Annotated in this window: 19 protein-coding genes; 13 read left to right on the top strand and 6 right to left on the bottom strand. The window is 41.3% G+C overall.

Annotation, left to right across the window (positions count from 1 at the left end; genetic code table 11):
- Positions 1–488 precede the first annotated feature (488 nt).
- Together J2S05_RS10245 and J2S05_RS10240 are read left to right on the top strand one after the other, a co-directional pair.
- Entirely contained in the window at positions 489–2,312 is a 1,824-nt protein-coding gene (locus J2S05_RS10245; RefSeq protein ID WP_306982674.1) for a UbiD family decarboxylase, read from the top strand.
- A 120-nt stretch (positions 2,313–2,432) separates the two neighbouring features.
- Positions 2,433–2,600 (top strand): hypothetical protein, encoded by a 168-nt coding sequence (locus tag J2S05_RS10240; RefSeq protein WP_306982450.1) that lies wholly within the window; start codon positions 2,433–2,435, stop codon positions 2,598–2,600.
- Between the two features lie 190 nt (positions 2,601–2,790).
- Here the strand turns inward: J2S05_RS10240 and J2S05_RS10235 are convergent, their stop codons facing one another.
- On the bottom strand, positions 2,791–3,081 hold the full coding sequence (locus J2S05_RS10235) for a hypothetical protein (RefSeq protein ID WP_306982449.1): 291 nt from the start codon (positions 3,079–3,081) through the stop codon (positions 2,791–2,793).
- Positions 3,082–3,220: 139 nt separating this feature from the next.
- A complete protein-coding gene (htpX, locus tag J2S05_RS10230; protein WP_306982447.1) occupies positions 3,221–4,132 on the bottom strand; it encodes a protease HtpX in 912 nt (303 codons plus the stop codon).
- A 307-nt stretch (positions 4,133–4,439) separates the two neighbouring features.
- Between htpX and J2S05_RS10225 the strand changes: the two genes are divergently transcribed.
- The 9 genes from J2S05_RS10225 to J2S05_RS10185 all read left to right on the top strand — a co-directional run bounded on the left by J2S05_RS10225 (position 4,440) and on the right by J2S05_RS10185 (position 16,005).
- Entirely contained in the window at positions 4,440–5,798 is a 1,359-nt protein-coding gene (locus J2S05_RS10225; RefSeq protein WP_306982445.1) for an NAD(P)-dependent oxidoreductase, read from the top strand.
- Between the two features lie 10 nt (positions 5,799–5,808).
- Positions 5,809–7,083 (top strand): NAD-dependent dihydropyrimidine dehydrogenase subunit PreA, encoded by a 1,275-nt coding sequence (gene preA, locus J2S05_RS10220; protein WP_306982444.1) that lies wholly within the window; start codon positions 5,809–5,811, stop codon positions 7,081–7,083.
- A gap of 12 nt (positions 7,084–7,095) precedes the next feature.
- The gene (hydA, locus tag J2S05_RS10215) at positions 7,096–8,511 is read left to right on the top strand and encodes a dihydropyrimidinase (RefSeq protein WP_306982442.1); all 1,416 of its coding nucleotides are present in this window, start codon (positions 7,096–7,098) and stop codon (positions 8,509–8,511) included.
- A gap of 48 nt (positions 8,512–8,559) precedes the next feature.
- On the top strand, positions 8,560–10,032 hold the full coding sequence (locus tag J2S05_RS10210; RefSeq protein WP_306982440.1) for an NCS1 family transporter: 1,473 nt from the start codon (positions 8,560–8,562) through the stop codon (positions 10,030–10,032).
- Between the two features lie 13 nt (positions 10,033–10,045).
- Positions 10,046–10,273 (top strand): hypothetical protein, encoded by a 228-nt coding sequence (locus tag J2S05_RS10205; RefSeq protein WP_306982438.1) that lies wholly within the window; start codon positions 10,046–10,048, stop codon positions 10,271–10,273.
- Positions 10,270–11,505: a Zn-dependent hydrolase gene (locus J2S05_RS10200; RefSeq protein WP_306982436.1), complete on the top strand. Its 1,236-nt coding sequence runs from the start codon at positions 10,270–10,272 to the stop codon at positions 11,503–11,505. The genes J2S05_RS10205 and J2S05_RS10200 overlap by 4 nt, the downstream gene beginning before the upstream one ends.
- A gap of 20 nt (positions 11,506–11,525) precedes the next feature.
- On the top strand, positions 11,526–12,875 hold the full coding sequence (locus tag J2S05_RS10195; protein WP_306982435.1) for an aminotransferase: 1,350 nt from the start codon (positions 11,526–11,528) through the stop codon (positions 12,873–12,875).
- Positions 12,876–13,015: 140 nt separating this feature from the next.
- A complete protein-coding gene (locus tag J2S05_RS10190) occupies positions 13,016–14,746 on the top strand; it encodes an ABC transporter ATP-binding protein (protein ID WP_306982432.1) in 1,731 nt (576 codons plus the stop codon).
- 338 nt (positions 14,747–15,084) lie between these two features.
- A complete protein-coding gene (locus tag J2S05_RS10185; RefSeq protein ID WP_306982431.1) occupies positions 15,085–16,005 on the top strand; it encodes an AEC family transporter in 921 nt (306 codons plus the stop codon).
- On the opposite strand, the gene J2S05_RS10180 is transcribed toward J2S05_RS10185, so the two are convergent.
- Positions 15,964–16,548 (bottom strand): cysteine dioxygenase, encoded by a 585-nt coding sequence (locus J2S05_RS10180; RefSeq protein ID WP_306982429.1) that lies wholly within the window; start codon positions 16,546–16,548, stop codon positions 15,964–15,966. The genes J2S05_RS10185 and J2S05_RS10180 overlap by 42 nt on opposite strands.
- A 21-nt stretch (positions 16,549–16,569) precedes the next feature.
- On the bottom strand, positions 16,570–17,457 hold the full coding sequence (locus J2S05_RS10175) for a DMT family transporter (RefSeq protein ID WP_306982427.1): 888 nt from the start codon (positions 17,455–17,457) through the stop codon (positions 16,570–16,572).
- 197 nt (positions 17,458–17,654) lie between these two features.
- Here J2S05_RS10175 and J2S05_RS10170 point away from each other — a divergent pair, with 197 nt between their 5' ends.
- Positions 17,655–18,662 (top strand): zinc-binding alcohol dehydrogenase family protein, encoded by a 1,008-nt coding sequence (locus J2S05_RS10170; RefSeq protein ID WP_306982425.1) that lies wholly within the window; start codon positions 17,655–17,657, stop codon positions 18,660–18,662.
- Between the two features lie 151 nt (positions 18,663–18,813).
- Here the strand turns inward: J2S05_RS10170 and J2S05_RS10165 are convergent, their stop codons facing one another.
- On the bottom strand, positions 18,814–19,527 hold the full coding sequence (locus tag J2S05_RS10165) for a pseudouridine synthase (protein WP_306982422.1): 714 nt from the start codon (positions 19,525–19,527) through the stop codon (positions 18,814–18,816).
- Between the two features lie 131 nt (positions 19,528–19,658).
- Positions 19,659–20,639: an iron-hydroxamate ABC transporter substrate-binding protein gene (locus J2S05_RS10160; protein ID WP_306982420.1), complete on the bottom strand. Its 981-nt coding sequence runs from the start codon at positions 20,637–20,639 to the stop codon at positions 19,659–19,661.
- Positions 20,640–20,805: 166 nt separating this feature from the next.
- On the opposite strand from J2S05_RS10160, the gene J2S05_RS10155 reads away from it, so the two are divergent.
- Complete coding sequence (locus J2S05_RS10155) at positions 20,806–22,275, top strand: FAD-binding oxidoreductase (RefSeq protein WP_306982419.1); 1,470 nt, start codon at positions 20,806–20,808, stop codon at positions 22,273–22,275.
- The last annotated feature ends 75 nt before the right edge of the window (positions 22,276–22,350 follow it).

Raw genomic sequence — 22,350 nt, 5'->3', positions numbered from 1 at the left:
ACTTTAGAATTGATTGGCAGTCATATGCATAAGAAGGATGATATTCCCTACTTTAGGCTTAGGGACACTGATATGAATAGGTATAAAGGCACCAATATCCTTTTATCGTAAATCCTTAAAAAGTCATAGCATATGCGACCACTAAAGCTCTCATTGCACGTGCCTTTGTTTGCTAATTCTCGAGTGAGTTTTAGTACCTAGCATGTATATAACCATATAGTCGCATAATCAATCATAAATAATGAATATTATCCTTTTTATTCAAAAGAAGGTGTTTGGTTTCTTTGGAAGTAAGTATAAAGCTGGCATTTTCATTTCATAAAACCTTAGATATCATGCCTGATTAGATCGGCTATTGCTTGCTTTAAGTGTGGGGATAATCATTGCAAGCACAGCTACATCTAATGGTATGATAGAAACAAAGTATGAGTTGCTAAAGCATGCAGCGGAAAGGAATGGAGCAGGAACGAGTAGCTCCAATTAACCCAATGTACAAAAACCTAGAAGAAACCATTATAGATTTAGAGAAGAATGGCCAATTAATTCGAATAAAAGAAGAGGTGGATCCGTATCTTGAGATGGCCTCTATTCAACGACGAGTCTATCAACAGGGCGGTCCAGCCATCCTTTTTGAAAATGTAAAAGGATCGAAATATCGAGCAGTTTCAAATTTATTTGGAACACCTGAACGAAGTAAATTTATGTTTCGCAAGAATTGGGATGACATTAAAGAATTAGTAGACCTACGTGATGATCCAATGAAGGCAGCTAAACATCCGATTAAAAATGCAGGAAAGGGACTTGCTGCGCTTAAAGCATTACCACAGAAGAAATCTAGTCTTGCGGGTGCGGGCTTTGAGGAGATTTCTATCTCTGACCTTCCTCCGATCCATTCATGGCCGATGGATGGTGGCGCCTTTGTTACACTGCCGCAGGTGTATAGCGAAGATCCAACCAATCCAGGTATCAAAAGTGCCAATGTTGGCATGTATCGAGTTCAGCTAACAGGAAATGAGTATGAACAAGATAAAGAAATTGGGCTTCATTATCAGATACAAAGAGGGATTGGTGTTCATCAGACGGAGGCAGCCAAAAAGGGAGAGCCTTTAAAAGTCAGTATCTTTGTTGGAGGTCCTCCAGCGCATACATTATCAGCGGTGATGCCATTACCAGAAGGATTAAGCGAGACGCTGTTTGCTGGTTTGCTTGCTGGTCGGAGATTCCGTTATAGCTATGAGGATGGGTACTGTATCAGTCATGATGCCGATTTTGTAATCACAGGAGAAATCTATCCAGATGAAACAAAGCCTGAAGGACCATTTGGAGATCATCTTGGGTATTATAGTTTAATTCATGAGTTCCCAGTCATGAAGGTGCATAAAGTGTATGCAAAACAAAATGCAATTTGGCCATTCACTGTAGTAGGTCGTCCACCTCAGGAGGATACAAGCTTTGGTGCGATCATTCATGAGTTAACGGGTAAGGCTGTCACACAGGAGCTTCCGGGCTTAAAGGAAGTCCATGCAGTGGATGCCGCTGGAGTTCATCCGTTACTTTTTGCCATTGGTAGCGAACGATATACACCGTATCAAAAGGTAAAACAGCCAACAGAGCTATTAACCATTGCCAACAGAGTGCTTGGATTTGGACAGCTTAGTCTGGCTAAGTACTTGTTTATTACCGCTGAAGAAGAGCAACCTGTTACGACGCATGATGAACTAGCGTTTATGCGGTACATTTTGGAACGAATGGATCTACGTCGAGATTTGCATTTCTATACAAATACTACCATTGATACATTAGACTACAGTGGGACCGGCCTAAACAGCGGAAGCAAGGTCGTGTTCGCTGCATATGGTGAGAAGAAACGTACACTTTGTGAGGACGTACCAGCAGAGTTACTCGCTCTTCCATCAATAAAAAATGCGAAGCTAGTCACTCCGGGAGTTGTTAGTTTTGAACTAAGTGCTTTTGTTAGCTATGATCAAGCAGAGCAAGAACTCAAGCAACTAACAAAAGAAATGGCTGAAGCGGGATCTTTTTCTTCGTGTCCATTACTCATCCTCGCTGATGATAGCCATTTTGTAAGCGACAGTAAGGATAACTTACTTTGGATTACTTTTACGAGAAGCAACCCATCGCATGATATGTATGGTGTGAATAGCTTTACAGAGTATAAGCACTGGGGCTGTGATGCCGTTATTATCGATGCAAGAATTAAGCCGCACCATGCGCCACCACTTGTTGAAGATAATGAAGTTGAACGGAAGATTGACCGTTTTTTTGAAGAGAGTGGCGTATTTAAAGGGTAATCATTTTTAAATTTAGTAGTAGAGAAGTCCTCCTCTCCCATTCAAGATGTTTCTAACTTTTTAAATGGGCTATATAGAGAATGTAGGTATCAGTCAGTATTCTAAGTGAGGAGGATATCTATGATTAGTCGCTTAGAGCGAGAACTGTTTCAACGGGAATTGGACTTTCTTAAAATGTTAAGGGGGAAAATGACCGAAAAAGAGACTCGTTTCTCCGACATGGTTGAGGATGAGATCAATCATATCGAAATGATCCTTAAAGAAACAGAGATGCAGATGAACGAGTAGGTTTTAAGGGTGGGTTTCTCCGCCCTACATAGTAATAAGAGGAGAATTTCACCCTTAGCTTATTACGTTCAAACCTGTCTTGTCTCGCTCTAAGCTTAAAGATGAGCACTTCCTATAGAGGGGAGTGCTCATTGTTTGTTTAAGAAAACGTAGGTACTTGCTACACACTAGATGTTAGTCAGCTTCTTTTTTACCATAAAAGATTCCAAGGAAAAAAGAAGAGAATCATCGAGAGAACAAATAGAGATCCATAAAGTACTGCCCTTCTTGAGTTTCTAAGCGCTCTCATTTTCACTACCTTAATAAGTAAAGCTCCTGTAACTAACGTAGCAAACGTAACAGTTGTGATTGTTACCCATGGTTCGGCATTAAACACGTTAAAGATTCCGTACAGAGGCACAACCACAAATATGAGTCCCCATACCCAGCTTTCTAGTATCAAGTAACGGTCTTTTATCTGTTGATAATAGTAAGTTTCCACCACTTTACTCCTTTCTTGAAGAAGTTTTGTACTATACAGTCCTATTCCCATAATAATGTAAATTAAACGAATGATAAGCTTTGCGGAGGAAAATAAGCCACAAAAAAACGACTCCTACATAGGAGTCGTTTTTTCTAGTTTAACGTTGCTCTAAACGAGCAATACGATCACTTAAATCAGGGTGAGTGGATAATAATTTCATCATTCCGGCCTTACCACTAATTTTCATGGTTTGAACAGCTGCATCATTAGTACGGTCATTAACAACAGCACGATTAGAGTATTGTTGTAACGAGCGTAGTGCATGGATCATCTTATCATTACCGGCAAGGTCTGCGCCTCCGCGGTCTGCGTGAAACTCACGATGACGAGAGTAAGCACTAACTACCATACTACCTAAGATAGAGAAAAGAATTTGCAAAATAATAATGGCTGCAAATTGTACAACGAATTGTAATTCAGGACGTACAAAACGTGAAGCAATCATAGCAATGACACGTGATAGGAATACAACAAAGGTATTCACAACCCCTTGAAGTAGTGTCATGGTTACCATATCTCCGTTTGCTACGTGAGCTACCTCATGTGCAATTACACCTTCAACCGCAGCATCATCCATTGATTGAAGTAGTCCAGAAGATACTGCCACTAATGAACGTTTCTTAGATGGGCCTGTTGCAAAGGCGTTTACTTCGCCTGACTGATAAATACCAACCTCTGGCATATGAACCAAGCCAGCAGCACGTGAAAGGCGATGAACTTTCTCAACGATCGCACGCTCTTCATGATTAAGCGATTCGTCTGGATTTAGAACTTTTACCTTCATCATCATCTTGGCAACCCAACGGGACATAGCCAAAGAGATGAAAGCTCCCCCAAAACCAATAATTAAACTTAAGATCATTACAGCAGGTAAGTTAATTCCTAACGCACTGTCATTACGCATACTTAAGTCAATGTCAGTAAAGGTAGAAATCAATCCCCATATAATGACAACTGTAGTCATAACCAAAATATTGGTTAATAAAAACAATAATAAACGTTTACCCAATTTCGCACCTCCGAGTTAGTTGTATATTCTATAGTACCATGTACTACGTTTTTAAATCCAAGAAAGATTCAATGATTTTGTGAAATCGATAAAATTAAAGTTGCTCTCATAACTACACAGTCTTTTCTTACAGAATCCCCCGCAAACTTTGTCAGATCCCCACTAATTACTTGGTAATCATACATTTATTTCAATTATCTATCACATTATCTAACAAGATCATTGATATCTGAATATTCCGATCTTATGGTAGTGATAAGAACGTTGCTTTTTAAACGTTTTGACAGCTGATAGGAGGCGTTCACAAATGAGTGGGAATCAACTAGATCGGTTGCAATTGAATTTTGAAGAAGTAGAGCCTCCATTATCGTCTCAGGAAGCATTTGAGGAGGCAAGTCGTTGTTTATATTGTTATGATGCGCCCTGTATTACCGCGTGCCCAACTGGCATTGATATCCCATCCTTTATAAAGAAGGTTACGACGGATAATTTGCTTGGGTCGGCACGCACTATTATGGAGGCAAATCCTGTTGGCGCAAGCTGCGCAAGGGTTTGTCCTACTGAGGAATTGTGCGAAGGCGCATGTGTTTTTAATGGTTCGACTAAACCAATTCTGATTGGCAAGCTTCAACGTTATGCAACAGATTGGGCGATACACAATGAAAAGATCTTATTTAAAGCAGGGCGATCAAAAGGGAAGTCTGTAGCTATTGTCGGAGGAGGTCCTGCTGGTCTGTCTGCGGCTCGGGAGCTTGCTGTGATGGGTTATGAAGTTGTGATTTATGAAGCGGCGGAGGAAGCAGGAGGACTCAATACGTATGGTATTGTCTCATTTCGCCTTCCTAAGCAAGTGTCTTTTTGGGAAGTAGAACAAGTGAAATCCGTTGGGGTCACGATTCATACGAATACACGTGTTGGTAAAGATATTGAATTTAGTACGCTCACCTCTGCATTTGATGCGGTGATCGTAGCGATTGGTATGTCTTCTGTTCCCCTCTTGCAAATAGACGGAGAGAATCTTGAAGGAGTCTACGATGCAATTGATTTTGTAAAGGCGACTAAAAATGGAGAACTAACTGAACAGTTTTTTGGAAAGCGAGGGGTTGTCATTGGTGCGGGTAATACAGCTATCGATGGAGCGACCTGTGCCATACGTCTTGGGGCTGAAACTGTGAAAGTCCTGTATCGTCGAACGGTGCAAGAGATGACGGCATATGACTTTGAGTATGAATTTGCTAAACAGGATGGAGTTGAATTCCGTTGGCTGACAAACCCAACAAAAATTACAGGTGATGCATCTGGAAAAGTCCAATCTATTACTTGTGTAAAAATGGAATTAGGTGAACCAGATAAGGATGGTAGGCGCAGATCCGTCCCGACAGAGGTGAGCTATTCAATGCAAGTCGACTTTGTTATCCGTGCGATTGGTCAGTCTCGCTACACAGAGTGGCTGCACCAAGCTGGCATCAAAACCAATCAGGGTGTGATTGTAGTAGATCCAGATACTTTAGAAACATCAGCCAGTGGGGTTTTTGCCTGTGGCGATGCGATTTTTGGGAACGGGCAAGGGGAAGCGATGGTTGTATCGGCAGCCGAGCAGGGCAAACAAACCGCATATGGTGTTCATCAAAAGTTATTGGGTCAAAGAGAAGAAACCAATGCCTAGGAGGTAGGATATGGCTGATTTGTATAGCAATTTAGCAGGAATTGCCTCACCAAATCCATTTTGGTTGGCCAGTGCGCCACCAACGAACTCTGGCTACCAAGTGCAGCGTGCGTTTGAAGCAGGATGGGGTGGAGTGGTATGGAAAACACTTGGTGAGCCGATTATCAATTCAACTTCTCGCTTTGCTGCTGTTTCTTTTAATGGACAGCGAGTAGCTGGGTTTAACAACATTGAGCTCATTAGCGACCGCCCTCTTGAGGTGAATTTGCGTGAAATAGCTGATACAAAAAAACGATTTCCAGATCGAGCTATTGTCGCGTCATTAATGGTGGAACCGCAACAAGAGAAATGGCACGAGATTGTGAAGCAGGTTGAGGCAGTAGGGGTAGACGGCTTAGAACTGAATTTCGGATGTCCACATGGTATGGCAGAAAGAGGTATGGGTGCTGCATCCGGCCAAGTACCATCCTTAGTAGAACAGCAGACCTATTGGGTAAAGGAAATAGCTAAGACACCTGTTATTGTAAAGCTCACTCCTAATATTACGGATATTACTGCGACAGCTGAGGCGGCTGTTCGGGGTGGAGCTGATTCCATTAGCCTGATTAATACGATTAATAGCTTGGCATCAGTGGATATTCATACGTGGGACACCGTTCCGAATGTTGATGGAATGGGAACGCATGGCGGGTATTGTGGTCCAGCGGTTAAACCCATTGCGCTGCATATGCTTGGGGAGTGTGCAAGAAATCAACAAGTAACGGTGCCTATATCAGGAATAGGTGGAATCTCTACTTGGCAAAACGTCGTCGAATTTATGTTAATGGGTGCAACAAATATACAGGTTTGTACTGCGGCTATGCATCATGGCTTTAGAATCGTGGAGGATATGATTGATGGACTTTCAAATTACTTAGATGATAAAGGACTACATTCTGTCAAGCAGCTTATAGGGCGATCTGTTCACAAATATTCAGATTGGGGAAATGTGAATTTAAACCATCAGATTGTGGCGCGTATTAATACGGATACCTGTATTAACTGTAATAAATGTCAAATTGCTTGTGAAGATACTGCACACCAATGTATTAGTCGGTACAAAAATGGAGAAGAAGCTTCCTACTTAAAGGTGAACGAAGATGAGTGCGTAGGCTGTAACCTATGTTCTATTGTCTGCCCAGTTGATGGAGCGATCGATATGGTTCCTGTAGTCAATGGATTACCACCCCTTTCATGGAATGAAAGACAATCTGCAATGAAATCATTACATGCTTCAAATACGTAGGAGGAATGGTCGATGAAAAAAATTGTTAAGAACGGTATTATCGTGACCGCTTCAGATACATTTGAAGCCGATATTCTTATTGAAGGGGAGCAGATTTCAACGATAGGGAAAGGGTTTTTACCTTCAGAAGGAACTGAAATCATTGATGCAGATGGATGCTATGTTTTCCCTGGAGGGGTAGATCCCCATACTCACTTAGATATGCCTTTTGGTGGAACGGTGACAAAGGATGACTTTGTGTCTGGGACTACGGCGGCTGCTTTCGGAGGAACAACGACTATTGTCGATTTTTGCTTAACAGAGAAAGGTAAACCTCTTAAGAATGCGATTAACACTTGGCATAACAAATCAGAGGGGAAAGCAGCAATTGATTACAGTTTTCATCTTATGATTGGAGAAATAAACGAAGATGTATTGGCTGAACTCCCTAGCATGATTGAAGCGGAGGGTATTACGTCTTTTAAAGTATTTATGGCGTACAAAAACGTATTTCAAGCGGATGATGCGACGTTATTTCAAACCCTTATAAAGGCAAAGGAACTTGGTGCGCTTGTGATGGTGCACGCTGAAAATGGAGATGTGATCGATTATTTAACAAAAGAGGCATTAGCCAATGGTCAAACTGATCCCATTTATCATGCCCTCACTCGTCCAGTGGAAGCAGAAGGAGAGGCAACAGGGCGAGCATGTCAGCTTACATCTCTTGCAGGCTCTCAGCTTTATGTGGTCCATGTGAGCTGTGAGGAAGCAGTCAAACAAATTGAATCCGCTCGTCGGGCTGGAGCTGATATCTGGGGTGAGACCTGCCCGCAATATTTAGCGCTAGATCAGGATGAATTACGTAAACCAGACTTTGAAGGAGCTAAGTATGTGTGGTCCCCACCTCTACGTGAGAAAAAACATCAGGATGTTTTATGGAATGCGCTTCGCACTGGCGCTCTTCAAACCATAGGAAGTGATCAGTGTTCCTTTGATTTTATTGGACAGAAAGATCTCGGGAAAGATGATTTTACTAAGATACCAAACGGAGGTCCGATGATCGAAGACCGAATGAGTATCCTCTATTCAGAAGGTGTAGCAGAGGGGCGTATCAGCTTGAATCAATTTGTGGATCTTACCTCAACGCGAGCGGCTAAGTTATTTGGTCTCTATCCTAAGAAAGGGTCTATTTCGATTGGCGCAGATGCAGATCTTGTGATTTTTGATCCATTTGCAGAGCGAGTAATCTCGAGTGAAACGCATCAAATGAAGGTAGATTATAACGCTTTTGAAGGCAAGCAGATCAAAGGTGTAGTAAGAACGGTGCTCTCTAAAGGCAAAGTGATTATACAGGACAATGTCTACAAAGGTACGGAGGGAGACGGTGTATTTATCAAACGAGCGAAATATGGAGAGGAGTTAAGGAATACAGCCTTAGAACGAGTCTGAGGCAAACGTATTAATGAAAGATCAAACTTGAGAGGGTGAGCGTGCTACATGTCCAAACGTAGTTATCTGAAGTCTCCTGATTTGTTTCCGATTGCCGGACAGGATCGAAACATGAGCACAGCTGGATTTGCCATTCTGTGGGTAAGTATGGCAGTGGTTTTGGCTGCTTTTGCTATTGGTGGGGACGGTATTCAACAGTTGCCATTGCACCTTGTCATCTTAGCGACGCTAGTGGGATCTATTGGAATAGGCATCTGTATGACATTGACTGGAGATATAGGAATTGAGCACGGTTTGTCTTTTCCGGTTTATCTAAGAGCCCCGTTTGGAACACTTGGTACCCACATCCCCTCAATTATGAGAGGTTTTGTTGCCTCATGCTGGTTTGGTGTGAATACGTTTTTTGGAGCGACAGGTATCAATGCCATTTTACTTATGGTATATGGCATTGACCAATGGTTTCTCTGTTTCCTTCTTTTTGCTGCCCTTCAACTGTTTAATACGGCATTTGGGATAAAGGCGGTTGAACGATTTGCAAATTTAGCAGCGCCTATTATTGTCATCATCTCTGGTTGGATGTACCTGACTTTATCCGATCAAGCCCAAGCAGCGGGTCGAGACATTTGGGGATGGGTTGAGAATCCAGTAACGGGTACGGCGGTAATGGGTTCTTTTGCAGTTATCGCGATGGCTACAATGGGCTTCTGGGGCACGCTAGCCGCTGATATGCCGTCTCTTTCTCGATTTATCAAGGCGCCAAAATATGAGAGGAACTGGTTTAAACGTAATAAAGGACAATTAATAGGTAGCTTAATCGCCATGCCATTGGTCCATACCTTTATGGTAGTGGTTGGTGCGGTATCGTATATAGCAGTAACAATATCTAATCCAGTAGATGCTTTGCTAGAGACAACAAGCAACGTACTTTTACTTGGGGTCTTAATGTTGATGATTGCGTTGGCGCAATGGTCCACAAATACGTCATCGAACCTTATTCCCGCGGCAACTATTTTTTCTAATGTCGGTGGACCTCGTGTGCCGCACTGGGTGGGTGTTATCGTTGCGGGTCTAATCGGTGTTCTTGTCCAACCGTGGAATCTATTCGGCATTATTGTACCTGCACTATTGGTTGTTGGAGGTATACTTGCCTCAATTGTAGGTATTTTGGTTGCTGATTATTATTTTATTCGTAAAAGGCGAGTGAATGTCACTGAGCTTTATGAGGAAAAGGGTCAGTACCACTATTGGAAAGGCTTGAATGTAGCTGGTTTGCTTTCCTGGGTCATTGGTGGAGGCGTGTCGTTGTTGCTTCCTAGTTACTCCTATCTCGTAGGCTTAGTGGCTGGGGGTTTACTCTATTATGTGAGTGCTAAATATTGGTGGTTTAAACTGTATAAACAAGCAGAGCTCGAGAATCCAAGGGATGAGTTGTTTTTGGGTTTAACGGTTGGACGTGACTGGACGATCTCTGAGACTGAAGAAGAAGTGGTGGCAGAGGAAGCAAAAACTCAAACGTCATGAGGAGGAGTCATGAATGGCAGAACATCCGCAGTATTTGAGTGAAAAGCTAGAGCTGGATCAGTGTCTAAACAAGGGTTTTTTAATCTATGACATTCGAGATCATCTGAATGGAACGGATGTGTTGTTAAAAAAAACAGAGACAGACGAGACAATGATCGTACATTTAGGCAATGCTAATGCCCGGAAATATGCGACAACTATGCTTACCTTACAAATGGCGAGTGAGAGGAGAGCGACATGAAACAACAAAAAATCGCTATAAATGGTCAACAATTGCAAAAGACATTAGAAGACTTTGCTGAATTTGGAGCAACGGATCGCCAAGGTGTAACAAGGCTTGCGTTATCTGAAGAAGATGTATGGGCCAGAGACTATTTCCGAAACCAATGTGAAGAATTAGGCTTGTACGTTACGGTCGATGATCTTGGGAATATGTACAGTACACTTGAAGGAGTGGATCGGAATAAACCAGCAATATATATAGGGTCGCACCTTGATTCAGTTAAACGAGGGGGACGCTTCGATGGAGTGTTAGGTGTTGCTGCAGGGCTTGAAGTGATAAGGAGCATCGTTTCACATAACCTTCAACCAGCATGCTCAATTGTAATCGTAAATTTCACAAATGAAGAGGGAGCAAGGTTTGAACCATCTATGATGGCATCTGGTGTATTATCTGGAAAGTTTGAAAAGGAGTCGATGTGTAAGAAGGTGGATACAGAAGGTATTTCATTTGGTGACGCCTTAAAGAGAACCGGATATGAAGGTTCCATTGAGCATCGTATGAGTGAAGGAAAAGCATTCCTAGAGCTTCACATTGAACAAGGACCGATCTTAGAGGCTGAATCGCTCCAAATTGGAGCAGTCGAATGCGTAGTAGGTATGGTTTGCTATGAGATTGAAATTCAAGGTGAATCCAATCATGCAGGCACGACTCCTCAGCATATGAGAAAAGATGCCTTAACAGCGGCTAATCATTGTATGAGCGAATTTCACACTCGATTATCTGAGCTGGATGAGACGTTGGTTTATACGATGGGGCGTTTTAATGTGTATCCAAATATTCATACGGTTATTCCGAATCGAGTTGTTTTTTCCCTTGAAGCAAGGCATCAGGATGAAACGGTTTTAGCTGAGGTGGAGAATATCATCAAGAAGCTAATGGATCAGCAACAAGGCGAATGCACACAGTCAGCGGAGAAGCTCTGGTCAAGGGATACCGTTTGGTTCGAATCAACTATTGTACAATCCATACAAAAGTCAGCAAAGACATTAAATTATACGTCTAAACGAATGGTTAGTGGAGCGGGACATGATGCGCAATTTATTGCATCGATGGTACCAACTGCGATGATTTTTGTTCCGAGTGCTGGAGGGAAAAGTCATGATGAGGATGAATATACATCTTGGGAAGAATGCGAAAGAGGTGTGAATGTTCTGTTGGAAACCGTGCTTGAACTTTCTGAGTCTGAATGAGGAGGGGAGAATAACAACTAATGAAGACACCTACAAATAAAACTGTTGAACAATTAGATCAGGATTACTTGTGGCATGCGGTTCATCGTTATCACCCAGATGCTGTGCCTTTTATTGCAGATAAAGGAGAAGGTTCTTGGTTTACAGATACAAAAGGACATCGCTATATGGATGGGGTTTCAGGATTGTGGTGTCTTAACCTCGGGCACGGACAAACAGAAATTATTGAAGCAGCAACAAAACAAATGGAGGATTTGGCCTACTTCCCCTTATCCTTTGGTCACAAACCAGCCATTCAACTGGCTGAGAAGTTGGATCAGCTTCTTGGCGGCTATCGTACGTTTTTTGCAAATGGTGGGTCAGATGCGAATGAAACTGCATTTAAAATTGCGCGGCAGCATCACAAACAAACAGGTCATCCGGAAAAGTACAAAATGATCTCCCGTTATCGAGGCTATCACGGGAACTCCCTTGGTGCACTTAGTGCAACTGCACAGGCGAACCGCAAGATGAAATATGATCCAGCGGCACCTGGTTTTTTGCATGTTCCTCCTCCTTACGCCTACCGCTCAAGCTTTGGAAATCCAGACAGAGATGATGAATTAGCCGCTAACTACTTAGAACAGACTATTTTATGGGAAGGGCCAGAATCGGTTGCTGCTTTTATTATGGAGCCAATCATATCAGGTGGCGGGGTGCTTTATCCTCAGACATCTTTTTATTATGAAAGAGTCAGAGAGATTTGTGATCAATACAATGTGTTACTGATTTTAGATGAAGTGGTATCTGGTTTTGGGCGCACAGGTCGAATGTTTGGTCATATGCACGCAGAGAATTTTAAGCCGGATATTATAACATTAGCTAAAGGACTGACTAGTGGATATTTGCCACTTGGAGCAACATGCGTAAAGGAAAGTATCTACGAGTCATTTAAGAATAATTCTGAGGACCATCACTTTCGCCATATCTCCACGTATGGAGGCCATCCCGCTTCCTGTGCTGTTGCGTTAAAAGCAATTGAAATCATTGAGCGAGGTCAGATCGTTGAGCGGGTAGAAGAGTTAGGTGAAACGATTTTAGGAAAGCTTAATCAAATAAGCGAGCATCCGATGGTTGGTGAAGTGAGAGGAATTGGTTTCTTATATGGTATTGAATTGGTGACAGACAAAGAAAGCAAACATCCTGTAGCAGATAGCGTCATGAAATCAATTGTCGCTGCCTGTCAGGCAAAGGGACTAATCATAGGTAAAAATAGTGATACGATCCCGAATGGTGGGAATGTGCTCATCATTGCTCCGCCCCTGACCTCAACAGAGGACGATCTTCGTTTTTTAGTTAAAACACTTACGGATGTGATTCAATCATATTAGGAAAAAGGCTGCTCTCCGAATAAAGGAAAGCGGCCTTTTTCTTTATGGAAAATTCTAAACAATTCATTGCTAAGTATAGGTATGTAGCGTAAAATGAATAAATGAGAATGAATATCAGATAGAGAAGAAGGAGCAAAATCATGTTACGAGCTTTTATGACTTATTACAAACCATATAAACGTTTATTTGCGTTTACATTGTTTTGTGGAATATTAGCGGGTGCCCTAGAGCTTGCATTTCCGCTTGCTGTGAACCATGTAATTGATAATTTATTACCATCAGGAAATTGGCAGTGGATTTTCTGGGGTGGTGTTGGTCTATTTGCCATGTATATTTTCAATGGCGGATTTCATTATGTTGTGACGTATTGGGGTCATAAGTTAGGAATTAATATTGAAACGGATATGAGACGAGATCTGTTTGAGCATATCCAAAATCAGTCTGTACAATACTTTGATAATACAAAAACAGGTCATTTGATTTCTCGACTGACAAATGATCTGATGGATATTGGTGAGGTTGCTCACCATGGTCCAGAGGAGCTTGCCATATCCATCATGACTCTTCTTGGTGCTTTTGGTATTATGCTCTCAATTAATTGGAAGTTAGCTATTTTAACCTTTGTCTTAGTACCTTTCCTTATCTTGTTTACTTATTATTTTGGTAAAAAGATGTCGGTAGCGATGACTATGTTATTTGGTAGTATTGCTGACTTCAACGCACGGGTTGAAAATAATGTAACGGGAATTCGTGTGGTCAAAGCATTTGTAAATGAAAAGCATGAGATGAGTAAATTCTCAGAGAACAACAATCATTTCCGTTTTTCAAAGTTGGCGTCTTATAAAATAATGGCTAAGCATACAGCCTTCAGCCAAATTTTAATGAAGTTCCTTTTGATCTTTGTTTTGCTTTGTGGAACATGGTTTGTCATCGATAATCAGCTTACATATGGTGAGTTTGTAGCCTTTGTTTTATTAGCCAATGTAATGGTTGGGCCGATTAACAAGCTGAATGCAGTAATGGAAATGTATCCGAAGGGAATTGCAGGGTTCAGACGTTATCTTGACCTACTTAACATGAAACCAGAACAGGAAGATCGTCCTGACGCCATCCATGTTGATAAAGTTAAAGGGGATATTTCATACAAAGATGTAGTCTTTGGCTATGAAAATAAAAATAAAGTATTAAATGGATTGAACTTCTCCATCAAGGCTGGTGAGACGGTCGCAATGGTTGGACCATCTGGAGCGGGTAAAACCACCATTTGTAGCCTGTTACCAAGGTTTTATGAAATTGAAAGTGGAGAAATTTCAATTGATTCTATTAATATCCATGATCTCTCCATGGCTTCACTTCGAGAACAAATTGGCGTTGTTCAACAGGATGTTTTCTTGTTTGATGCGTCTATCAGAGAAAACATTGCGTACGGAAAGCTTAATGCCTCAGATGAAGAGATTTGGGAAGCGGCAGATCGTGCTCAGATGACTTCTATTATCAAGGCCCTTCCGGAAGGCTTAGATACGTTAATCGGAGAACGTGGTGTGAAGCTGTCAGGTGGTCAAAAACAGCGTCTATCTATTGCGCGTATGTTCTTGAAAAACCCAGCCATATTAATCCTCGATGAAGCAACATCTGCGCTTGATACGGAGACAGAAGCAGCTATTCAAAGTGCACTTGCAGAATTAGCGGTAGGACGTACCACCATTATTATCGCTCACCGTTTGGCTACGATCAAAGAAGCGGACCGAATCTTTGTAGTGACGGAAAATGGAATAGAAGAAGAAGGTACTCATAAGGAATTATTGCAGAAAAAAGGGGCCTACAGCCGCCTGCATCATGCCCAATTTGATTTTGATTACGCAGGTGCTTAAAAAGCTGGGACAGAAATAGTAGATTGACAGACTAAAACGACTAGCATTCCTATTTTAGGAATGCTAGTCGTTTGTTTAATATGAGAATTAGCGGAAGGAGAATTCGAAGACTCCTGGGGGACCAGCACGTGTCTGAAGACTCTGGAGTGGTGGTTTTCCACGGAGGAGGCTGAGGCCGTGCCCTGCGGGTGCGAAGGATTCTCCTGTAGCGGTGCAATTTAGCATACTTTATACTAATCGTCTTTATAAATCTTACATTTAGTTATGGGCAACATTGTCGCCTATCTACTCCCTCATGAATAAGATACCCCAACGATTTTATGGCTGGGGGGAGTAGCTTGCTGGAATTATATTTTATGTTTGCTGTAGGATTTTTAGCTTATCGTATAGGGTGGTTAGCTCCTATAAGTAAATCTGTTTTAACGAATTTGCTGCTGTATGTAACACTACCTTGTTTAATTGTCTCTTCTTTGCATATTCCTTTTGATAAGAGCTTAGGGGAAGGTATTGCAGTACTTATCCTATTGTCTGTTTATTTTCTTGGCAGTACAGCGTACATGGCAAAGTGGTCTGCAAAACGCTTGAACCTAGGCCAGGATACAACGGGTGTTTTTCAAAACTTACTCCTGTTTGGAAATCAAGGTTTTATCGGAATAGCTGTTGTATCTCAGTTACTCGGTTCTGGAAGCTTGTTTTTAGCGGTTGTGTTTAATCTTGTGTATTTTATTTTAATCTGGACGTATGGAATATGGGTGATGTGTAGGGGGGATTCAACAATTCGTCTTACATCCTTGTGGAAGAACCCTGGGCTTATGGCGACGCTAGTAGGGCTTTGTCTTTTTTTCCTACCATTCTCGCTGCCTTCTCCACTCATTCAATCGGTAAGTCGTATTGGGGAGATGACAGTGCCGCTATCGATGCTGGTTATTGGTTGTTTTGCGGCATCTATCCCTTTACGAGAAGTGCGACACTATCTCACCTCTAAGATCGTGTGGATTGTTACTCTTTCCCGCTTACTCGTTCTGCCAGTGTGCTTGTTTCTCCCCATACTTTTTTTACAGATTCCATTCGAGTGGTTGGCCATAGCGGTCTTACTATCTGCTTCACCATGTGCACCTACCATTAGTTTATTTGCAGAAAAATATGGGGGAGACACAAATCTTGCGACGATCTCTGTATTAGTAACGACGCTAGCTGCATCCGGAACGTTACCGTTGTTATTTTGGCTCTTTGCTTGGTTGCACCCCATGTTTTTTTAGTTGAATATCCATAATTTTTTCACGCTGTTCCTCTGGCCACCATGCCCCACACTTCTCTGAAACAATACAGGCAGCGCACACATCAAGGTCATATACCTTCATATTTCTTATGGGCGGTGAGTAAAGGTGTAAGGTAACTAAGTTCACATCACCATCGGCTTTCATATGATGAATACCTGTTTTTGGGGCAAAAAACACGGCGCTATTCTTCATTTTTTTTGAGAAAAACGCATCGGGCAGGTATCCATCTTTACACGTATAGACGGTATTAATGGTGGTGCCGCTTATAACCTGAATCCAACCATAGGATTGCCCATGATCATGTGGTGCACAGGCGATTTGTGACCAATTCATCATAAGTAGTTCAACTTCATTATTTTGAAAAAGGAGCTTTCGATAATAGGGTTTGCCCTGATCTGAACGTAGAAAAGGAGTGAGGTCGTCCAATGTTGTGTCTAATGTAACCAATGCATGACGTAAAGTAGCTGGAGTTGGTGATTCTAATTCCTGTAAAATCAGTTCTGCTCGCTGAAGGTAATCCATGATAACCTCCTATCGTTTTTTTTAGATGGGTCGATTGACTAGTATCACTCCTACAATAATTATGACGCCCCCAAGTACACTTATGAATAAAATCTGTTCGTTTAAGAGAAGGACTGCAGCAATCAATGTAGTAAGAGGCTCTAAATAAAGGAAGGCCGAAACTTTAGAAGCCTCCATGACCTCCAGCGATTTCGCCCAAAACCAATAGGAAACACCAGACACAAACACACCAAGAAAAAGCAGGTGAATCCACTCGGACTGAGAGAGAAGAGGCAGTGCTTCCCACCCTTTATCTCGAATCATAAAAGGAAGCGTTAAAAGAAACCCAATTGTACACATATAGAAGGTAATCACTAAAGAAGGCATAGGAATCTGTAGCTTCTTCAGCAAGATTGAATACACCGCCCAGTTTAAGGTGCTGAGTAGCATGAGAATATACCCGATATGAAAGCCAAGTGAAAGGGTACGATCAGGGCCAGCTGTAGTAATGAGTAATACTCCAGTCGCTGCAAGAAGCATTCCACCTACCTTCCATATCGTTACTCGTTCATGCAAAAATAGAATGGAGAGAGCCACTGTGAAAATTGGAGAAAAAGAAATCATCCAACCGGCGGCCGAAGCATCAATGGTTAAGAGGGCTGAGGCTTGAATGAGTTGATGTACAAACACACCTAATATTCCAAGAATCAAAAGATGCGGAAGATACGTGAGCCGAATTCGCAAACTTGTTCGCTGGGCGATGATTAATAGAAATAGAAAAAGCGCGCCAATCCCAAACCGTAGGACAAGCAATGTAAGAGGGTCAAGTGTAGTAAGAACAGCCTTCGTAGATACAAAGGAAATGCCCCAAAAGCTTATAGAGAGTAATGCATACATAGAAGCGACAGAGGATGTTTTAGCAAGAGCCATAAGCAATGATCCTTTCTCATAAGTCTTTGTACAAGCATATGCCCGTCCTACTTAGTTATGAGATAATGAAAGAAAAACAATGGTATAGAGGCGATAAGGCTCTCAAAGTTTAAGATCACTGTTCATAAGGGAACAAGATAAACAGGTACTTAATTTGGATTGTTTATTAATCTTTCAATAAAAAGGAGTAGATAAAAATGAAAGCAGTTGGGTTAAAAAGATACTTACCTATTGAACATGAAGAAAGTTTTTTAGATGTTGAGGTGTCTAGACCAACACCTAAAGGCAAGGATCTTCTAGTTAAAGTGCATGCTATTTCTGTGAATCCAGTGGATACAAAGCAACGAGCGCCAAAGGATAAGGTTGAAGAAGAGCCGCGTATTCTTGGATGGGATGCAAGCGGAATAGTTGAAGAAGTAGGGGAAGATTGTACAGATTACAAAATCGGTGATGAGGTTTATTATGCTGGCAGCATTACTCGATCTGGCTCTTACAGTGAATATCAACTAGTTGATGAGCGAATTGTCGGCAGAAAGCCAAGCTCACTTGGTTTCGCCAAAGCAGCTGCCTTACCTTTAACCGCGATTACAGCCTGGGAGGCTTTGTTTGAACGTCTTGGTATTAATGCAGAGGCGAAATCAGAGAATGAGCAGAAGCAGCTGTTGATCATTGGAGGCGCTGGTGGAGTAGGCTCTATAGCGATTCAATTGGCTAAGTGGGCCGGATTAACGGTTACTGCTACTGCATCGCGTGAGGAAACCTCAACTTGGGTTCAAAAAATGGGTGCTGACTCTGTGGCAAATCACCATGAATCTTTAGTAAATCAGCTACATGGAGAAGTGGACTACATTTTATGCTTAAATAACACCGACCAACATTGGGATGCGATGGCAGAGATCATTAAACCGCAGGGGAAGATCTGTTCAATCGTCGAAAACAAAGAGCCCTTGGACTTGAATGTATTAAAAAGTAAAAGTGCCACCTTTGTGTGGGAGTTCATGTTTACTCGGGCAATGTATGAAACTCCGGACATGATCCAGCAACAAAAACTATTAGATCAAGTTAGTCAGTTGATTGAAGAAGGTCATATTCAAACTACGCTAACGGAGACGTTGTCACCCATTGAAGCCAAAACAATCAAAGAAGCTCATGCAAAGGTTGAAAGTGGGAAGATGATCGGGAAAATTGTGGTGGAAGGATTTTAAAGTAGAAAAGCAGTGAGCCTTCATGGGCTCACTGCTTTTGTTTGAATCAGTCATTTACTGGTTTCTGTTATATCTTGTAATGCACTGCTGCTTTCAAAGAAATAGAATAAAGGAACCATCTAATTTAGAATCCCTCTGTTCAAACCTATCTTTACTCGCCCCATTCTTTTGGTTCGTAGTTTAGATCCTTAAAAAGTTTGGTTTTCTCTTTTTTTGTAAGGTCACGCCATTGGCCGATAGGTAGGTTGTTTAGCTGGATGTTCATAATTCTTGTGCGTTGTAGTCTTAAGACTTCATACCCAAGTGTTTCACACATCCGTCTAATTTGTCTGTTTAGACCTTGGGTGAGAATGATTTGAAATTCAAACTTCGATAGTTGAGTAACCTCACAAGGAAGAGTTTTCGTATCAAGGATATGCACTCCTTCTGACATTTGTTTCACAAAATCAGGCGTGATTGGTTTATCAACAGATACAATGTATTCTTTCTCATGACGGTTTTCTGCACGAAGGATTTCATTGACGATGTCGCCGTCATTCGTTAAGAGAATCAACCCTTCTGATTCTTTATCCAAACGACCTACATGATTAACCTTAAGTGGATGATTTACAAGATCAATAATATTGCCTTTAACCTTCTTCTCAGATGTACTGGTAATTCCAATTGGTTTGTTTAACGCAAGATACACATTGTTTTTGACGATATTGATGGTTTCACCGTTTACAACAACATGGTCTCCAGGGTTCACTTGGTCACCAAGCTTAGCTACCTTACCATTAATTGTGACTCGTCCACTGTTAATGAGCTTATCGGCTCCACGTCTTGATGACTTGCCGGTTTCACTAATAAATTTATTAATACGCATGTCTCACACATCCTAGCATTGATTGATCATATGATTTTAGTGACTTAACCATACAATATTCGCTGGTCGTTGTACAGAAAACGGTAAAAAGCGGCTGAGTGGACATGCATCTCTCAACCGCTTGTTTTGAATTATTTTCCGTTTTCTTCTGCACGTTCTAGAATCATTTCAACAAATAAATCAATTTGATGGGAAACGGAAATCGGATTATACGGGTAAAAGGTATCAAAATCATTTACGAAGACACGATTGTTCTTAACAGCCTCTAAATCTTGCCAAATAGATGATTCTGTAAATTGGTTGAGGCTGTCACTTGTCCCATCTGGATTATAGTCTGTGATAAACATATAATCAGCGGCATACTCAGGAACAACCTCCATTGAAAGCTCTTTAACCTCATCGGTTTCGATAATGTCAGCTTTTATAGACTCGGGTGCCTCTAGTTCTAAGGCATTATATAGTGCTTGTCCACCACGACCGCCATTTTCTCCAAACACCCAGAAGGATCCTTGGTCTGTAATCTCATAGATGCCAACTGTAGCACCCTCATCAATCACTCCATTAATTTCCTCACGAGCTTGAGCCGCTTTCTCTTCAAAGTCAGCTATAAAAGAATCAGCTTCATCTTCGGCACCAGCTATTTCTCCAAACATCTCTACTGTATCCTGAATATTTGTTGTTGTGTTATAAGGAATAACAATCGTTGGCGCAATCTGTGAAAGCTCTTCATATTGATCATCACTCATGACCACAATCAAATCAGGCTTAGATTCCAAGACACTCTCTAGATTGACTGGATCACCAATGTCGATAACATCCTCTAACTGCTCTTCAAGTATTGGGTTTCCAAAGGTCCAAGATCCTGCCCCAACAACGTTTGCACCTACTGAAAAGAATTCTCCTGCATAGATGTCTGTTACAATCCGTTCGGGTTGTGCTGGAATCTCCACATCACCGCTCTCAGATGCAAAGATCTTTGTCTCCGCTTCAGCTTCAGCTGTTTCATTGTTCCCATCTGAGTTAGCATCCGTATCTGAATTTGTATTGCATGCGCTAACAAATAGAGCCATACATAATGTGAGAAGTCCTAAAAACCATTTAGTCGTTTTCATCTTTCTTTTTCCTCCTAAATTAAATAATAATGAAAATCATTATCATTTAAAATATACCAAATTATAAGCGAACCGTCTACTCAAACTAGTAACCATTTAATAATGGTTGATATGGTATTATTTACATAAGTACGAAAGTGAGCTATAGAAGGGCAGGCTTTTATAAATGAAAAAGAAACATATTGCGTCTCTGAGCTTGTTACTAGCTCTTACTATACTCATCATTTCATCGTCATCAGATCAAGCAACGGAAAATCCCCATTTCATTAATGATGTAAGTCGATTACAGTCAGTTCACGTTCAAGAGATAGTAGAAGGAAAAGAAGAACAAGCACTCATTGATGCTGTTTTAATGGCTAAAAAACAAGACTTAAAGGTCTCCATTGCAGGGGCTAGACATAGCCAGGGTGGACATGCCTTCTATGAAGACTCTGTCTGGTTGAATATGAAGGGCTATGATCAGGTTCTATCTTTAGACGAAGAAAGCAAAACCATTACCGTTCAAAGTGGGATAACATGGGAAGCGATTCAAGAGTATATTAACCCTTATGCATTATCTATTAAAGTGATGCAGTCCTCAAATATTTTCACCATTGGGGGTTCATTAAGCTCGAATGTTCACGGCCGTGATCCTAAGTTTGGTCCAATTATTGATACTGTAGAATCTTTTAGGCTTTTAAATGGAGATGGAGTTGTTCAACATGTTAGTAGAGAAGAAAATGCAGAGCTTTTTGAGCTAGTTATTGGTGGATTTGGTTTGTTTGGAGTGATATTAGATGTAACTCTTGAATTGACGGATAATGATGTATATATGTCTAAAACAGAATCGATAACCTACGAGGACTATCCATCCTATATAAACAGCCACATCAAGAATCAGGAGGACGTCGGACTGCACTTTGCTCGTCTCTCTGCGACTCCAGGTAGTCTTTCTGAAGAGATGTATACAACGACCTTTTATACAATAGATGAAGAGGATCCAGTCTATCCACAAGGGGCTAACGTCGATGAATTATGGCCATTAGTTGAGGAGAAAAATATCAAACGTGATCAATTCTTCTTAAATCTTGCCCGATCATATGACTGGGGTAAAAATGCAGTTTGGTATTTACAGCAAAAATTATATTCAAATGCAGACGACGTGCAGATCATCACACGAAATAATGCCATGCGTCCACCTGTGAAGTTTTTGGACTATGAATCTACTAAGGATACAGATATCTTACAGGAGTATTTTATACCGGTTAATGAGTTTCCCGCCTTTGTTGAGAAGTTAAAAGATATTGTTGAAGACGAGGAGTTAAATCTATTAAACGCAACTGTACGATTTACACCAGAGCAGCATGAAGCTTATTTGAACTATGCCCGAGAAGACACGCTAGCAATTGTTCTCCTATTTAATCATCCCCTCTCGGATGAGGGAAAGGCTCATATGGAGCAGGCGACAATCCAAATGGTTGAGGCTGCGATTGAAGTAGACGGTACATATTATTTAACCTATCAAACGTTTCCTGAGAAGGGACAATTAGAGCAAGCCTACCCAGCGATCAACACCTTCTTTGAGAGAAAAAGAGAGTATGATCCAGAGGAACGGTTTATGAATTACTTTTATGAGACCTATGATTCAAGTAACTGATATTGGTTCAACCGACTAACACATGACAATATTATCTATTATTTTCCGTCTCTTTACCTTATGATAGAGTAGAAA

The sequence above is a fragment of the Alkalicoccobacillus murimartini genome (genome assembly GCF_030813245.1).
Taxonomy (GTDB): Bacteria; Bacillota; Bacilli; order Bacillales; family Bacillaceae_D; genus Alkalicoccobacillus; species Alkalicoccobacillus murimartini.
The sequence above is the reverse complement of the archived record's forward strand: the minus strand, read 5'-3'. Positions and strand labels throughout refer to the sequence as shown.

Coding starts and splice junctions, on each gene's coding strand:
- J2S05_RS10205 (WP_306982438.1), top strand. CDS start 10,046: ATGGCAGAACATCCGCAGTATTTGAGTGAAAAGCTAGAGCTGGATCAG.
- J2S05_RS10160 (WP_306982420.1), bottom strand. CDS start 20,639: ATGAAAACGACTAAATGGTTTTTAGGACTTCTCACATTATGTATGGCT.
- J2S05_RS10210 (WP_306982440.1), top strand. CDS start 8,560: ATGTCCAAACGTAGTTATCTGAAGTCTCCTGATTTGTTTCCGATTGCC.
- J2S05_RS10240 (WP_306982450.1), top strand. CDS start 2,433: ATGATTAGTCGCTTAGAGCGAGAACTGTTTCAACGGGAATTGGACTTT.
- J2S05_RS10180 (WP_306982429.1), bottom strand. CDS start 16,548: ATGGATTACCTTCAGCGAGCAGAACTGATTTTACAGGAATTAGAATCA.
- J2S05_RS10165 (WP_306982422.1), bottom strand. CDS start 19,527: ATGCGTATTAATAAATTTATTAGTGAAACCGGCAAGTCATCAAGACGT.
- J2S05_RS10195 (WP_306982435.1), top strand. CDS start 11,526: ATGAAGACACCTACAAATAAAACTGTTGAACAATTAGATCAGGATTAC.
- J2S05_RS10200 (WP_306982436.1), top strand. CDS start 10,270: ATGAAACAACAAAAAATCGCTATAAATGGTCAACAATTGCAAAAGACA.
- J2S05_RS10245 (WP_306982674.1), top strand. CDS start 489: ATGTACAAAAACCTAGAAGAAACCATTATAGATTTAGAGAAGAATGGC.
- preA (WP_306982444.1), top strand. CDS start 5,809: ATGGCTGATTTGTATAGCAATTTAGCAGGAATTGCCTCACCAAATCCA.
- J2S05_RS10175 (WP_306982427.1), bottom strand. CDS start 17,457: ATGGCTCTTGCTAAAACATCCTCTGTCGCTTCTATGTATGCATTACTC.
- J2S05_RS10155 (WP_306982419.1), top strand. CDS start 20,806: ATGAAAAAGAAACATATTGCGTCTCTGAGCTTGTTACTAGCTCTTACT.
- J2S05_RS10170 (WP_306982425.1), top strand. CDS start 17,655: ATGAAAGCAGTTGGGTTAAAAAGATACTTACCTATTGAACATGAAGAA.
- J2S05_RS10225 (WP_306982445.1), top strand. CDS start 4,440: ATGAGTGGGAATCAACTAGATCGGTTGCAATTGAATTTTGAAGAAGTA.
- J2S05_RS10190 (WP_306982432.1), top strand. CDS start 13,016: ATGTTACGAGCTTTTATGACTTATTACAAACCATATAAACGTTTATTT.
- hydA (WP_306982442.1), top strand. CDS start 7,096: ATGAAAAAAATTGTTAAGAACGGTATTATCGTGACCGCTTCAGATACA.